The sequence below is a fragment of the Agathobacter sp. genome (assembly GCF_977054825.1).
The window spans coordinates 103,477-117,988 of the sequence record NZ_CDRTEH010000005.1; the positions used below are offsets into that span (position 1 = coordinate 103,477).

The 14,512-nt window shown below is 44.7% G+C and carries 14 protein-coding genes; all 14 read left to right on the forward strand.

Annotated features, from left to right (window positions below):
• The first annotated feature begins 21 nt into the window (after positions 1-21).
• The 14 genes from ligA to recN all read left to right on the forward strand — a co-directional run bounded on the left by ligA (position 22) and on the right by recN (position 14,509).
• Positions 22-1,992: an NAD-dependent DNA ligase LigA gene (gene ligA, locus ACW6PM_RS06960; protein WP_456056668.1), complete on the forward strand. Its 1,971-nt coding sequence runs from the start codon at positions 22-24 to the stop codon at positions 1,990-1,992.
• A 15-nt stretch (positions 1,993-2,007) separates the two neighbouring features.
• Positions 2,008-2,940 carry a homoserine O-acetyltransferase MetA gene (gene metA / locus ACW6PM_RS06965; protein ID WP_308650017.1) on the forward strand — a complete coding sequence of 311 codons (933 nt, stop codon included), beginning with the start codon at positions 2,008-2,010 and terminating at the stop codon, positions 2,938-2,940.
• Positions 2,941-3,086: 146 nt separating this feature from the next.
• Positions 3,087-4,298 (forward strand): glucose-1-phosphate adenylyltransferase, encoded by a 1,212-nt coding sequence (locus ACW6PM_RS06970; RefSeq protein ID WP_443596751.1) that lies wholly within the window; start codon positions 3,087-3,089, stop codon positions 4,296-4,298.
• On the forward strand, positions 4,292-5,440 hold the full coding sequence (gene glgD, locus ACW6PM_RS06975; RefSeq protein WP_448754446.1) for a glucose-1-phosphate adenylyltransferase subunit GlgD: 1,149 nt from the start codon (positions 4,292-4,294) through the stop codon (positions 5,438-5,440). Before ACW6PM_RS06970 ends, glgD begins: the two co-directional genes overlap by 7 nt.
• A 22-nt stretch (positions 5,441-5,462) precedes the next feature.
• Positions 5,463-5,837: an Asp23/Gls24 family envelope stress response protein gene (locus ACW6PM_RS06980; RefSeq protein WP_015516688.1), complete on the forward strand. Its 375-nt coding sequence runs from the start codon at positions 5,463-5,465 to the stop codon at positions 5,835-5,837.
• A 96-nt stretch (positions 5,838-5,933) separates the two neighbouring features.
• Positions 5,934-6,329 (forward strand): transcription antitermination factor NusB, encoded by a 396-nt coding sequence (gene nusB / locus ACW6PM_RS06985; RefSeq protein ID WP_015516687.1) that lies wholly within the window; start codon positions 5,934-5,936, stop codon positions 6,327-6,329.
• A gap of 30 nt (positions 6,330-6,359) precedes the next feature.
• On the forward strand, positions 6,360-7,580 hold the full coding sequence (gene xseA, locus ACW6PM_RS06990) for an exodeoxyribonuclease VII large subunit (RefSeq protein WP_456056669.1): 1,221 nt from the start codon (positions 6,360-6,362) through the stop codon (positions 7,578-7,580).
• Positions 7,564-7,782 carry an exodeoxyribonuclease VII small subunit gene (gene xseB, locus ACW6PM_RS06995; RefSeq protein WP_456056670.1) on the forward strand — a complete coding sequence of 73 codons (219 nt, stop codon included), beginning with the start codon at positions 7,564-7,566 and terminating at the stop codon, positions 7,780-7,782. Before xseA ends, xseB begins: the two co-directional genes overlap by 17 nt.
• The gene (locus ACW6PM_RS07000; RefSeq protein WP_456056671.1) at positions 7,782-8,705 is read left to right on the forward strand and encodes a polyprenyl synthetase family protein; all 924 of its coding nucleotides are present in this window, start codon (positions 7,782-7,784) and stop codon (positions 8,703-8,705) included. The genes xseB and ACW6PM_RS07000 overlap by 1 nt, the downstream gene beginning before the upstream one ends.
• Position 8,706: 1 nt before the next feature.
• On the forward strand, positions 8,707-10,563 hold the full coding sequence (gene dxs / locus ACW6PM_RS07005; protein WP_456056672.1) for a 1-deoxy-D-xylulose-5-phosphate synthase: 1,857 nt from the start codon (positions 8,707-8,709) through the stop codon (positions 10,561-10,563).
• An 18-nt stretch (positions 10,564-10,581) separates the two neighbouring features.
• The gene (locus ACW6PM_RS07010) at positions 10,582-11,388 is read left to right on the forward strand and encodes a TlyA family RNA methyltransferase (RefSeq protein WP_456056673.1); all 807 of its coding nucleotides are present in this window, start codon (positions 10,582-10,584) and stop codon (positions 11,386-11,388) included.
• A 3-nt stretch (positions 11,389-11,391) separates the two neighbouring features.
• Positions 11,392-12,243, forward strand: coding sequence for an NAD(+)/NADH kinase (locus ACW6PM_RS07015; RefSeq protein WP_055061866.1), 852 nt, complete (start codon positions 11,392-11,394; stop codon positions 12,241-12,243).
• A gap of 58 nt (positions 12,244-12,301) precedes the next feature.
• Positions 12,302-12,751: an arginine repressor gene (gene argR, locus ACW6PM_RS07020; protein ID WP_015516682.1), complete on the forward strand. Its 450-nt coding sequence runs from the start codon at positions 12,302-12,304 to the stop codon at positions 12,749-12,751.
• An 81-nt stretch (positions 12,752-12,832) separates the two neighbouring features.
• Complete coding sequence (gene recN / locus ACW6PM_RS07025; RefSeq protein WP_456056674.1) at positions 12,833-14,509, forward strand: DNA repair protein RecN; 1,677 nt, start codon at positions 12,833-12,835, stop codon at positions 14,507-14,509.
• Positions 14,510-14,512: the final 3 nt, after the last annotated feature.

Below are 14,512 nucleotides of genomic sequence, written 5' to 3' on the forward strand. Positions count from 1 at the left end.
CAGACAGGGGATTATTACAGCATGGAAAATAACAATATAAAAGATAAGATAGATGAGCTTGTTGAAAGTCTTAACCGCGCATCCAAGGCCTACTACAACGGTGCGGATGAAATCATGCCAAACTACGAGTGGGATGCAATGTTTGATGAGCTTACACAGCTTGAAAAGGAGACAGGATATATCCGTCCGGACAGCCCGACACAGAATGCAGGCTATGAGGCAGAGGCTGGAAATCGTGAGCCGCATGAGTATCCGGCGCTTTCACTTGCTAAGACAAAGAGTGTTGAGGAGCTTAAGAAATGGGCAGGCGATATGCCAATCTGGCTTTCGTGGAAGCTTGACGGTCTGACACTCGTGCTCACATATGACGGTGGCAGGCTTGTGAAAATATTGACAAGAGGAAATGGAACTGTAGGAAGCAATATCACCTTTTTGCAGGATGCCATAAGTGGTTTTCCGAAGAAAATACCATACAAGGGGCATATGGTTGTAAGAGGAGAAGCGACAATTTCCTACACGGATTTCAAGCTCTTAAATGATACAATCGAGGACGATGATGAGAAATATGCCAATCCAAGAAACCTTGCCTCCGGTACATTAAATCTCGATGATGTGGAAGAGGTGAAGCGCAGACATGTAGTGTTTTATGCATTTACACTTGTGCATATAGATGATGATATCGTATCATGGGGCGATAGAATGAGCTATCTTTGTGATATGAAATTCAATGTTGTCAAAAGGGAGGCAACTGATGCGGCAGGTCTTGAGGAGGCTATAGAGCGTTGGACAAGGGATGTCGAGAGCGGAAAGATGGATGTGCCTGTGGACGGGCTTGTCATTTGCTATGATGATACAGCCTACGCTTCAGGTGGAAGCATCACGGGACATCATGCGACGAGAGCAGGCTTTGCCTTCAAGTGGCAGGATGAGGCTGTAGATACGAGGCTTCGCTATATTGAGTGGTCGTGTGCGGTTTCGACGATATCGCCGGTGGCAGTTTTTGAGCCGGTGCAGATAGAGGGAACGACGGTTTCGAGAGCCTCGCTTTGCAATCTGACTGAGATAGAAAGGCTTGGAGTGGGAAAGGAGTGTACGCTCTCTGTCATAAAAGCCAATAAAATTATTCCAAAATGCATAGCTGTAAAGGATGCCGTGGGAGCCGTTGAGATACCGAAGGAATGCCCGGTATGCCATCATCCGACACGCATATTTGTCAGTAAAAACAGCGGTGTAAGGACATTGCACTGCACCAACCCGGACTGTACAGCAAAGAATGTGAAAAAATTTTCAAGATTTGTAAGCAAAAGCGGAATGGATATAGATGGACTTTCGGTACAGACAATGTTAAAATTTATAAATGAGGGCTTCATAAAACAGTTCCCAGATATATATCATCTGCCCGAGCACTTTGATGAGATAAGCAGCATGGAAGGCTTTGGCGAGAAGTCGTGCATGAATATGCAGGCTGCCATCGAAAAAAGCAGACATGTACACCCGGTCAATCTGATATTTGCACTCTGCATACCTCTTATAGGCACCGATGCCGGCAAGAAGATTGTCAATGCAATAGGCTTTGATGCCTTTGCGGACAGGATGAGAAATGCCAATGCCTTTGTGGACATAGACGGCATAGGTCAGGAAAAGTCAGGCTCCATACTTGAATGGTATGCAAATCCTAAAAACAGCGCAATGTTTGAAGCATTGATTAAGGAACTTGACATAGAGCAGGTGGCTATAAAGGATATGTCAGAGGGCAGCTTAAACGGCAAGACCTTTGTCATCACAGGCGATGTGCATGATTTTGCAAACAGAAGCGAGTTTAAGGCCTATGTGGAGTCACAGGGCGGCAAGGTGACGGGAAGTGTGTCAAAAAAGACAGACTATCTGGTCAACAACGACACAGAATCTACTTCATCAAAAAACAAAAAAGCAAAAGAATTAGGAATACCTATCATCTCGGAGGATACATTTATAGAGATGTTTGGGCGTTAGAAAAGAGGTTATAAAATGCCTATAAAGACACAAAATGATTTACCTGTAAAGGAAATACTTGAGAGAGAAAATATATTTGTGATGGATGAAAACAGGGCATCACATCAGAACATCAGACAGCTCGAGATTGCGATTGTAAATCTCATGCCGCTTAAGGAGGATACTGAGCTTCAGATACTGCGCTCATTGTCAAATACTCCTATACAGGTCAATGTGACTTTTGTAGCTACTTCGACTCACGAGGCTACACACACATCACTCAGCCATCTGAACAAGTTTTACGAGACCTTTGAGGATATAAAGGACAGATATTTTGACGGCATGATAATTACAGGAGCACCGGTTGAGCTCATGGAATACGAGGAGGTAGACTACTGGGACGAGATATGCAGGATAATGGAGTGGAGCAAGACACATGCTTTCTCTACACTTCATCTGTGCTGGGGTGCGCAGGCCGGGTTGTATTATCATTACGGCATACCAAAGCGTGTGCTTCCAAAGAAGAAGTTCGGTGTATATGCGCATCGCGTAAAGAACAGAAAAATCCCGCTTGTCAGAGGCTTTGATGATGTATTTTACGCACCGCATTCAAGGCATACCGAGGTGTTAAAGGAGGATATATTAAAGCATCCTGAGCTTACCATACTTGCAGAGTCGGATGAGGCAGGAGTATTCCTTCTTATGGATCAGGACGGTAAAAAGATTTTTGTGATGGGACATCCTGAGTATGACAGATATACTCTTCACAATGAGTACGAGAGGGATAAGAATAAGGGGCTTGATATAGATATGCCTGTGAACTACTATCCGGATAATGATGATACACAAAAGCCGCTTTTACAGTGGAGGTCACACGGCAATATACTTTACTCCAACTGGCTTAACTACTATGTGTACCAGGAGGTACCGTACGAGTTCATAAACAATCGCGAGATAATTGGAAAATAATGACAAAAATTATAGTTATTTTTAGTTAATTTTGAATTGCATAAATGCCAAAGTGTGGTAAAATATAACTATAAACCATTATAAAAAACCAAAATAATTGCAAAAGCTAACAAAATTTAATAAAATTTAACAAGGGGGATTTTAATATGGCAAAAGAGCTAGTTGCGATGCTTCTTGCCGGTGGTCAGGGCTCAAGACTTTATGCACTGACACAGAAACTTGCAAAGCCGGCAGTTCCGTTTGGAGGCAAATACAGAATTATTGATTTTCCACTTTCTAACTGTGTTAATTCAGGCATAGATACAGTTGGTATACTGACACAGTACCAGCCGTTTGTTTTGAATGAGTACATAGGAAATGGACAGCCATGGGATCTTGACAGATTATATGGAGGAGTGCATGTGCTGCCACCGTATCAGAAGGCTTCAGGCTCTGACTGGTACAAGGGCACAGCCAATGCGATTTATCAGAATATAGCATTTATCGAGAGATATGATCCTGAGTATGTTATCATACTTTCCGGAGATCAGATTTGTAAGCAGGATTACAGCGATTTCCTTAAGTTCCATAAGGAAAAAAATGCGGAGTTTTCTGTAGCGGTTATGGAGGTTCCGTGGGAGGATGCATCGCGTTTCGGTCTCATGGTAGCGGACGATAACGACAAGATCACAGAGTTCCAGGAAAAACCAAAGAATCCTAAGTCCAATCTTGCATCTATGGGTATTTATATCTTCAATTGGGATATACTTAAGAAGTATCTTATCGAGGACGAAAATGATCCGGATTCAGAGAACGATTTTGGTAACAATATCATTCCAAACCTTTTGAGAGATGGCCGCAGGATGTATGCATACCACTTCAATGGATACTGGAAGGATGTAGGAACAATACCGGCTCTGTGGGAAGCCAATATGGAGGTGCTTGACCCGGAGCACAGCGGTATCAACCTGTTCGATGAGAACTGGAAGATATACAGCCGTAACAGCGGTCATACAGGACATTTCATCGGCAACAATGCAGAGGTTACAGACTCTATGATTACCGATGGCTGTGTAGTGAAGGGTACAGTAAAGCATTCGATTCTTTTTGGCGGTGTCGTCGTAGAAGAGGGCGCAGTGGTAGAGGATGCGGTTGTCATGGGCGATACTGTGATAAAAAGAGGCGCTAAGGTCACACACTGTATAGTTGCAGAGGGTGTAACAGTAGGCTGCGATGCAGTTATTGGAGAAAAGCCACAGGAGGATATAACAGGTGATGTTGCCACAATTGCACCGGGAGTTACAATTGGCGACAGAGCGGTTATAGGACCGAAGGCTATGGTATATAATGATGTTGAGGAGGGCCAGGAACAATGCTAAACATGAACAACGAAGAGGCTTTGGCCGTTATTTTTGCAAACAGCTACGATGCCCTCATTCCTGAGATGGTATCCGAGAGACTTATGGCTTCCATTCCGTTTGCAGGTCGTTACAGACTCTGTGATTTCCTGATTTCAAGCATGGTGCATAGCGGAATCGACAATATATCTCTCATAGTTAAGAAGAATTATCACTCTCTGATGGATCACCTCGGCTCAGGCCAGGAGTTTGATCTCGCAAGAAAAAATGGTGGTATCAATATAGTTCCGCCGTATGCGCAGAAGCAGATTAAGGTATATGAAGGCCGTGTTGAGGCAATTGAAAGTCTTAAGGGCTATCTGAGAAAGTGCACACAGAAGTACGTTATCATGGCTGATGCCAACTACGTATTCAACTTTGATTTCAGGGAGCTGATTGAGGCACACAAGAGCACAGGAGCTGATATCACTGCAATGTACCGCAAGCAGGAGGTACCAAAGGTATTCCTAAGACCAAACGGCAACAATGATGAGCTGTACTATACATTTGATATAGATGACGGACGCATTAAAAAGATATATATCAATGCCAGGGATATGGGCAAGGTAAACTTTGGCATGAATATCTATATCATGGAAAAGGAAAAGCTCATGAGAATAATCGATGATGCTTTTGTGCATGGATATTCTTATTTCACAAGAGATCTGATGGCTGCAAACACTGATTCACTCAATATCCAGGCATATGAGTACACAGGCTATGCTTCACAGATTACAGATATGAAGAGCTATTTCGAGGAGAATATGAAGCTCCTTGATGAGGATAACAGGGCAGCACTGTTTAAGAGTGGCAACTCTATCTATACAAAGATCAGGGATGATAACCCTACAAGATACATAAATGGCTCAAAGGCCAAGAATGTCATGGTTGCCGATGGCTGTGTCATCGAGGGAACCGTGGAAAACAGCGTCCTATCAAGAGGCGTCAAGATAGGAAAGAATGCAAAGGTCAAGAACTGCATCCTGTTACAGGATACGGTGATTGAGGATGGCGCCAATCTGGAGTACGTGATCACAGACAAGAATGTTCGCGTATCAAGCAATAGATCACTTACGGGTAATGACTCATTCCAGGTTTACGTGGCAAAGGGACAGACCGTATAGCCGGTTAAGGAGGAACATGGACATGGCAGAAAATAGAAACACAATAAATATCAAATCAGATGAGTCTGGCGAGATCAAGGTAGCGGATGAGGTTGTAGCTATCATAGCAGGTCTTGCTGCCACTGAGGTTGAGGGAGTAAGCTCCATGGCAGGCAATATCACAAACGAGATTGTCAGCAGGCTCGGTATGAAGAATCTCTCAAAGGGAATTCAGATTGAGATAGCAGACAATGAGGTAGTAGTTGATGTTGCACTCAATATTGCTTATGGATACAGCATCCCTGAGGTTTCTACAAAGGTACAGGAGAAGGTTAAGTCTGCAATTGAGACAATGACAGGGCTTTCTGTGGCTACTATCAATGTTCGTATAGCAAGTGTTGATATGGGAGAGAATTAAATAGTTCTTTTTAAATGAGCACAAATGTAGTATAATTAAGGATGTCGTACAGACATCCTTAATTTATATAAAATACTATTCACGAGAGGAATTTAAATGACAAGAAGCAAAATAAGAGAAAACGTTTTTAAGATGCTTTTCAGGGTTGAGTTTCATGACAAGTCTGAGCTTGCAGAGCAGATGGAGCTTTTAAATGATGAGCTTACAAATCCTACAGACGAGGAAAAGCAGTATATTGATGAAAAGTGCAGTGCGATTATTGAGCACATGGCTGAGCTTGATGCACTCATCGATGAGAAGTCTACAGGCTGGAAGACCAATCGTATGGCAAAGGTCGATCTGGCAATCATCAGATTGGCCGTTTATGAGATAAAGTTTGAGGATGATATTCCTACAAAGGTTTCAATAAATGAGGCTGTTGAGCTTGCAAAGAAGTATGGCGCAGATGAGTCAGGTGCATTTGTGAACGGAGTGCTTGCAAAGTTTGCATAGCTTAAGCTAACAGCGATACAGAGCATTAATATGACAAAGAAAAATATATATTCGGTAGCACAAGTAAATAGCTATATTAAAAATATGTTCGCTCAGGATTTTATGCTCAGACAGGTGAGTATAAAGGGAGAGGTGAGCAACTGCAAGTATCACACGAGCGGTCATATTTATTTCACAATAAAGGACGCGGGAGCGGCCATGAACGCTATCATGTTTGCCGGCAGCAGGGCAGCAGGACTTTCCTTTCGTATGAAGGAAGGAGACCAGGTTATTGTGACAGGCTCTGTTGAGGTGTATGAGAAGACAGGTGCATACCAGCTTTATGCCAAAAAGATAGAGCTTGACGGAGAGGGCAATCTGTATCTCAAATTCGAGCAGCTAAAGCGTGAGCTTGAGGAGATGGGCATGTTTGCCGCAGAGTACAAGCAGCCCATTCCGCAGTATGCAAGCCGTATCGGTGTGGTTACAGCACCGACAGGCGCGGCTGTGCAGGATATAAGGAATGTATCATCGCGCAGAAATCCATATGTACAGGTCATACTTTACCCGGCACTTGTGCAGGGCGAGGGTGCGGCTGATAGCATAGTGAAGGGCATACAGACATTGGATGCGATGAAGCTTGATGTGATAATAGTCGGCAGAGGAGGAGGCTCCATAGAGGATTTGTGGGCCTTTAACGAGGAGGCTGTGGCGAGAGCCATATTTGACTGTCGCACGCCAATCATCTCGGCAGTAGGTCATGAGACAGACTGGACAATAGCGGATTTTGTGGCAGACAGGAGAGCTCCCACACCTTCAGCGGCTGCAGAGCTTGCAGTCAGTGACTACAGGCAGACATTAGAGCGTCTTGACAATCTGCGCCGCAGGATGGACAGAAATCTGACAGGCCGGATTGATTTTTTTAAGGAAAAGCTGTCACATATTAAAACAAGGCTTAATTTCCTTAGTCCACAGAATAAACTAAATGAGAATAAAAGGCGTCTGGCAGATATCGAGGATGCACTTGAAAGGATTATGAAGCAGAGGCTTTCGGACTGCAGACAGCGTCTGGCACTGCTTTCAGGTACACTGGATGCATATTCACCGGCCAAAAAGCTGGCACAGGGCTATGCATATGTTGAGGTGGAGAAGAAAGGTGCACTGCACAGTGTATCCGATATCAATGCAGGCGATGACATAGATATATATCTGATAGACGGTCATGCAAAGGCCGTAGTTTCGGAGGTTATTAAAGATGAGCAAAGAAAATGAAAAAACACTGACACTGGAGGAGCGCTTTGCACACCTGGAGCAGATAGTGGCGAGGATGGAGGATGCGGATGTATCCCTGGATGAGGCCTTTGAGCTCTACAAGAAGGGGATTGATGAAGTAAAAAGTGCCAATGATATGGTGCAGGGCATGGAAAAGGCCATGCTTGTGCTAAACAGCGACGGACAACTGGAGGAATTCTGATGAGCTTAAACGGTAATTTAAATAAGTCTCAATTCATGGAAGAGCTGCAGAAAAAGGCAGAGCATATTAACGGCGTGCTTGAGAAGTTTCTTCCTGCTGAGGAGGGACAGCAGCGTATTATATTTGAGGCCATGAACTATAGTGTGAGAGCCGGTGGAAAAAGGCTTCGTCCTATGCTCATGGAGGAGACATACCATATGTTTGGCGGAAGCAGTGCAGTGATTGAGCCATTTATGGCTGCGATTGAGATGATACATACCTACTCGCTGGTGCATGATGACCTGCCTGCCATGGACAATGATGAGTACAGGCGTGGAAAGAAGACCACACATGCTGTGTACGGTGAGGCTATGGGTATTCTTGCAGGTGATGCACTTTTAAATCTGGCATATGAGACCGCCTCAAAGGCATTTGGCATGGAAGTGGCTGATGCGCGCGTGGCAAGGGCATTTGTAGTACTTGCAAAAAAGGCAGGCGTGTATGGCATGGTCGGAGGACAGGTGGTTGATGTGGAAAGTGAGAAATCCGATGACTGTCCTATCACAAGGGAAAAGCTTGACTTTATCTACAGGCTTAAAACCGGTGCACTTATAGAGAGCTCGATGATGATAGGAGCAATCCTTGCGGGAGCATCGTCTGATGAGATATCACGCGTGGAGCAGATAGCGGCAAAGCTGGGGCTTGCGTTTCAGATACAGGATGATGTGCTCGATGTCACAAGCTCACTTGAGGTGCTTGGAAAGCCGGTAGGCAGTGACGAGAAAAATAATAAAGCGACATATGTCACATTTGAGGGATTGGATAAGGCAGTTTCTGATGTGGAACGCATCTCTAAGGAGGCAGAAAAGCTGCTTGATGATTTGGGATACGACGATGCATTTCTTAAGGAGTTATTTGAATATCTGATCCATCGGGAGAAATAGGATGGTTTTAGAAAAGATACAAAAGGAAAATGATATAAAAAAACTGACACCTGAGGAGCTTGAGCTGTTAAAGGATGAAATCAGGCAGTTTCTTATAGAGAGCATATCGGTGACAGGAGGTCATCTGGCATCAAACCTCGGAGTAGTGGAGCTTACCATGGCGCTACATCTGTGCTTTGATCTGCCGAAGGATAAGATAGTGTGGGATGTAGGGCATCAGTCGTACACACACAAGATACTCACAGGCAGAAAGGATGGATTTTCATCGCTCAGACAGTATGGCGGCATGAGCGGCTTCCCGAAGGCGGATGAGAGCGACTGTGACTGCTTTAATACAGGACACAGCTCCACATCAATCTCAGCGGGACTTGGGCTTGCAACAGCCAGACAGGTGACCGGAGATGACTATCATGTGGTTTCTGTAATAGGAGACGGTGCGCTGACCGGAGGCATGGCATATGAAGCACTCAACAATGCTTCAAGCGTGAAGGGCAATTTCATTATAGTGCTAAACGACAACAATATGTCGATTTCAGAGAATGTCGGAGGTATCAGCCAGTATCTTTCAGGCTTTCGCACAGCGGATGCATACAGGGATTTAAAGAATAATGTCATGAATTCCCTAAACCATATACCAATCTACGGAGAGCGTATGGTAAAGCATATCAGGAATACAAAGAGCAGCATAAAGCAGCTTTTTATTCCGGGAATGTTCTTTGAGGAGATGGGTATCATCTACTTGGGACCTGTGGATGGCAGTGATATAAAGGAAATGTGCCGTGTGTTTGATGAGGCAAAGCGTGTGGATGGCCCGGTGCTGGTGCATGTGCTCACGAAAAAGGGGGCAGGCTATGGTCCGGCAGAGCGTTATCCTTCCAGATTTCACGGTGCAGAGCCGTTTGTCATAGAGACAGGGCTTCCAAAGAATAAGCGCACGAAGGCCAATTACACAGATGTTTTCTCAACGGTCATGAAGAAGCTGGGTGAGAGAAATCCAAAGGTGGTTGCGATAACGGCTGCCATGGCAGAGGGAACAGGGCTTCGCAGATTTCACCGCAATTTCCCGGAAAGGTTTTTTGATGTGGGAATAGCCGAGGCACATGCCACGACCTTTGCGGCAGGTCTTGCAAAGTCAGGACTTATCCCGGTTTTTGCGGTGTACTCGTCATTTTTACAAAGAGCGTTTGACCAGATACTTCACGATGTTTGCATACAGAATCTGCATGTCATCTTTGCAATCGACAGGGCAGGGCTTGTAGGCAGCGACGGAGAGACACATCAGGGTATATTTGACATATCATATCTGTCGGTCATCCCGAATATGACAATCATGGCTCCGAAGAATAAGTGGGAGCTGTCCGATATGATGAAATTTGCAGTGGCATATGACGGTCCGATTGCGCTCAGATATCCAAGGGGTGCAGCCTATGACGGTCTCAAGGAAATCAGACAGCAGGTAGAGCTTGCAAAGAGTGAGCTTATCAAAAAAGGAAGCACGGTGGCTATCATGGCACTCGGCAGTATGGTAAAGACTGCCGTTGATGTAGTAAAGCTGCTTGAGGCAGAGGGAATCTCTGCTACACTTATCAATGCGCGTTTTGCAATGCCTTTTGACAAGGAAGCAATAAAGGAGCTGCCGGCTGAGCACAGCCTGCTTGTGACCATGGAGGAAAACGTGCAAAGCGGCGGTTTTGGTGAGCATGTGACGGAGTATGTCAAGACTAACGATATAGCTCTAGAGGTGTTGACAGTTGCACTTCCTGACTGCTATGTGGAGCATGGCAATGTCGAGGTGCTCAAAAAGGAGCTGCATGTGGATGCCGAATCGGTGGCTAAGCGTATAATAGCAGCATTATAGATAGAGGTAACATACAGTATGAAAGAAAGATTAGACGTATTACTTGTAAACAGAGGCCTTGCACCATCACGGGAAAAAGCAAAGACCATGATTATGGAGGGCAATGTTTTTGTAAATAACAACCGTGAGGATAAGGCGGGAAGCACATTTCCTGATGACTGCAATATTGAGATTCATGGAAAGACACTGCAGTATGTGAGCCGTGGAGGTCTAAAGCTTGAAAAGGCTATGAAGCACTTTGATATCACGATGGATGGCAAGGTGTGCATGGATATAGGTGCTTCAACAGGCGGTTTTACAGACTGTATGCTTCAAAATGGTGCTAAAAAGGTGTATGCCGTGGATGTCGGATATGGCCAGTTTGCATGGAAGCTACGCCAGGATGAGCGCGTGGTGTGCATGGAAAAGACAAATATCAGATATGTGACGCCCAATGACATAGATGATGCGCTGGATTTTGCATCGGTTGATGTGTCATTCATATCACTTACCAAGGTGTTAGGTCCTGCAAGAGCACTGTTAAAGGACGGTGGCGAGATGGTTTGTCTTATCAAGCCACAGTTTGAGGCAGGCAGGGAAAAGGTAGGTAAAAAGGGCGTGGTCCGTGACAAGAGCGTGCATGAGGAGGTAGTGAACAATATCATATCCTTTGCACTTTCAAATGGATTTAGCGTGTTAGACCTTGAGTATTCACCAATCAAGGGGCCGGAGGGCAATATAGAGTACCTCGTACATATCAAAAAGACAGATGATCCTATAAAGGAGGAATCAGTGGATATTCATAGTGTGGTCGAGGCCGCGCATGGAGAGCTGGACAGGAAATAGACTATGAAACATTTTGTTGTGATAGCAAATGCCTATAAGGACAGGGATTTTGCACTTACAAATAAAATAGTGGCATACATAGAGCAAAAGGGCGGCACGGCAAAGGGTCTTATGAGCAATGTCGAGGCTATATCCGATAACGAGTTTGAGCTGGAGGATATACCACAGGACACGCAGTGTATTCTTGTGCTCGGCGGAGATGGTACACTGATTCGTGCAGCCACAAGGGTGGAGACACTTGAGATTCCGCTTATGGGAGTGAATCTCGGCACACTCGGCTATCTGTGTGAGGTGGAGGAAGCTACGGTATTTGACGCTATTGATTCGCTCATGGCTGATAAATACATGACAGAGGATCGTATTATGCTCACAGGGCATAAAAGAGGCAGTGAGACCTCGAGAGTTGCATTAAATGATATAGTCATCCATAGAAAGGGCAATTTGCAGATATTAAGCCTCAATGTGTATGTAAACGGTGAGTTTTTAAACAATTACCATGCCGACGGCATCATTGTTGCGACTCCAACGGGCTCTACAGGCTACAGTATGTCGGCGGGAGGTCCGATTGTGGATCCGAAGGGCGATATGATACTGCTCACACCGAATAATGCTCACAATCTTACGTCAAAGAGCATTGTGCTTTCAGGCGATGATGAGATAGAGATAGAGATTCTAAGCCGCAGGGAGCAAAACGATGAGCTGGCGTGTGTCAGCTATGATGGCGACACCACAGCAGAGCTGGCTGTGGGAGACCGTTTTGTTATTTCAAAGGCAGCCAATCATACAAAGATTTGCAAGCTTCACCAGAGAAGCTTTTTGGAGATACTCCGCAAAAAGATGGGAAATTATTCATAACACAGATAAGGATTGTTATAATGAATAGTTACAAATAATATTTATGAGGTGACAGGACATGAAAACAAACAGACAATCCAAGATAATTGAGATAATCCAAAAGAATGAGGTAGAGACGCAGGATGAGCTGTCTGCGCTTCTTGAAAAAGATGGTTTTCGCGTGACTCAGGCCACAGTATCCAGGGATATCAGGGAGCTTAAGCTCACAAAGATTCCTACCGCAGGCGGCAGACAGAAGTACGCCGTGATAACGGATGCACCTGAGAATCTCTCAAAGAAATACGAAAGAGTACTCAGAGAGGGCTTTTTGTCAATGGATATGGCACAGAATATCCTCGTTATAAAGACTGTATCGGGAATGGCAAGCGCTGTCTGTGCTGCAATAGATGCCATGAAGATGAGAGAAATCGTCGGTTCGATTGCAGGAGATGACACAATCATGTGTGCAATCCGGACTGTTGATGATACATATGCGGTGATGAAAAAAATCCGCAGAATTGTGGAATAATGTTACATGAATATCAGATTATAGCTGAACTGTAACAGAAAATAACATATATCGTCATGCCTGGGAGAGGAAGGAGAAAATATGTTACAAAATCTACATGTAAAGAATCTGGCACTCATAGATGAGTGTGAGGTTGAGTTTTCCGACGGACTAAATATACTGTCGGGAGAGACCGGAGCCGGAAAATCAATCATCATAGGCTCTATCAATCTGGCGCTTGGTGAAAAAGTGCAAAAGGAGATGCTAAGAGACAATGAAAAGCCTGCTTTTGTAGAGCTTATTTTTTCAGTTGAGGACCCAAAGATTATAGAGGCTTTAAGGGAGCTTGATGTGGAGGTCGAGGACGGATGCGTGATTTTAAGCCGTAAAATCACACAGTCGCGCGCAGTCGGCAGGGTAAACGGTGAAGCCGTGTCTGTTTCGCGAATGAAGGAAATAGCCTCATATCTCATAGATATCCATGGTCAGCATGAGCACCAGTCACTTTTATCAAAGAAAAAACACCTTGATATACTTGATGAGTACGCAAAGCAGCCGCTTGGAGATAAAAAGCAGCAGCTTTCAGTCACATACAAAGCATATAGGGCGCTTAAGGATGAGTATGAAAAGTCAAATATCGACAATGAAGAAAGAAGCCGTGAGCTGTCATTCCTTGAGTACGAGGTGAAGGAGATAGAAGAAGCTTCCCTTGTGCCGGGGGAGGATGAGGAGCTTGAGGCGCAGTTTAGGAAGTTTTCAAACTCAAAGAAAATCATGGAGGGCGTAAATGCTGCATATTCTGCCACAGGAGGCGAGATGGAGAGTGCCTCAGAGCTTATTGGCAGGGCGGTAAGAGAGTTGTCACTGGTATCAGGCTATGATTCGGATGTGGAAGCTCTGGAGAGTCAGCTGTCAGAGATAGACAGTCTGCTTTCTGATTTTAATCACGAGATATCAGGATATATATCACAGGCTGAGTTTGACGAGGAGACCTTCTATGAGACACAAAAGCGTCTGGATGAGATAAATCATCTAAAAAGCAAATACGGCAATTCGATTGACGATATACTGATAGCACTCAATGAAAAGAGGGAGCGTATCAGTGTCCTGAATGATTATGATTCTTATTTACAGAAATTAGAGCAGCAGCTTGCGAAAAAGGAAAAGGAGCTGGCACAGATATCGGATGAGGTATCAGAAATCAGACAAAGGAGTGCTGTAAAGCTTGTGTCAGAAATTAAATCAGCACTTAATGATTTGAATTTCCTTGATGTACAGTTTGATATGCAGTTTGACAGATTGTCTGACTATACGGCAAACGGCATCGATGCGCCGGAGTTTCTCATATCAACTAACCCCGGAGAGCCGCTTAAGCCGCTCGGCAGGGTAGCATCGGGAGGAGAGCTGTCGCGTATCATGCTTGGCATCAAGACAATCATGGCAGAAAATGACCACATTGAGTCGCTTATTTTCGATGAGATTGATTCTGGAATCAGTGGACGTACAGCTCAGATGGTCTCTGAGAAGATGAACGAGCTTGGCCGTAACCATCAGATTATATGTATCACACATCTGCCACAGATAGCAGCTATGGCAGATGCACATTTCCTTATTGAAAAAGCAGTTGAGAACAAATCCACGGTTTCAAGGATTCGAAGACTAACTGACAATGACAGCGTGGCTGAGCTTGCCAGAATGCTCGGTGGTGCAAAAATCACGGATACTGTGATTGAGAGCGCACGAGAGATGAAAGCACTTGCCATGGAGAAAAAAATCTGACAT

Coding starts and splice junctions, on each gene's coding strand:
- argR (WP_015516682.1), top strand. CDS start 12,302: ATGAAAACAAACAGACAATCCAAGATAATTGAGATAATCCAAAAGAAT.
- glgD (WP_448754446.1), top strand. CDS start 4,292: ATGCTAAACATGAACAACGAAGAGGCTTTGGCCGTTATTTTTGCAAAC.
- dxs (WP_456056672.1), top strand. CDS start 8,707: ATGGTTTTAGAAAAGATACAAAAGGAAAATGATATAAAAAAACTGACA.
- ACW6PM_RS06970 (WP_443596751.1), top strand. CDS start 3,087: ATGGCAAAAGAGCTAGTTGCGATGCTTCTTGCCGGTGGTCAGGGCTCA.
- ACW6PM_RS07010 (WP_456056673.1), top strand. CDS start 10,582: ATGAAAGAAAGATTAGACGTATTACTTGTAAACAGAGGCCTTGCACCA.
- xseA (WP_456056669.1), top strand. CDS start 6,360: ATGACAAAGAAAAATATATATTCGGTAGCACAAGTAAATAGCTATATT.
- ACW6PM_RS06980 (WP_015516688.1), top strand. CDS start 5,463: ATGGCAGAAAATAGAAACACAATAAATATCAAATCAGATGAGTCTGGC.
- nusB (WP_015516687.1), top strand. CDS start 5,934: ATGACAAGAAGCAAAATAAGAGAAAACGTTTTTAAGATGCTTTTCAGG.
- xseB (WP_456056670.1), top strand. CDS start 7,564: ATGAGCAAAGAAAATGAAAAAACACTGACACTGGAGGAGCGCTTTGCA.
- recN (WP_456056674.1), top strand. CDS start 12,833: ATGTTACAAAATCTACATGTAAAGAATCTGGCACTCATAGATGAGTGT.
- ACW6PM_RS07015 (WP_055061866.1), top strand. CDS start 11,392: ATGAAACATTTTGTTGTGATAGCAAATGCCTATAAGGACAGGGATTTT.
- ACW6PM_RS07000 (WP_456056671.1), top strand. CDS start 7,782: ATGAGCTTAAACGGTAATTTAAATAAGTCTCAATTCATGGAAGAGCTG.
- ligA (WP_456056668.1), top strand. CDS start 22: ATGGAAAATAACAATATAAAAGATAAGATAGATGAGCTTGTTGAAAGT.
- metA (WP_308650017.1), top strand. CDS start 2,008: ATGCCTATAAAGACACAAAATGATTTACCTGTAAAGGAAATACTTGAG.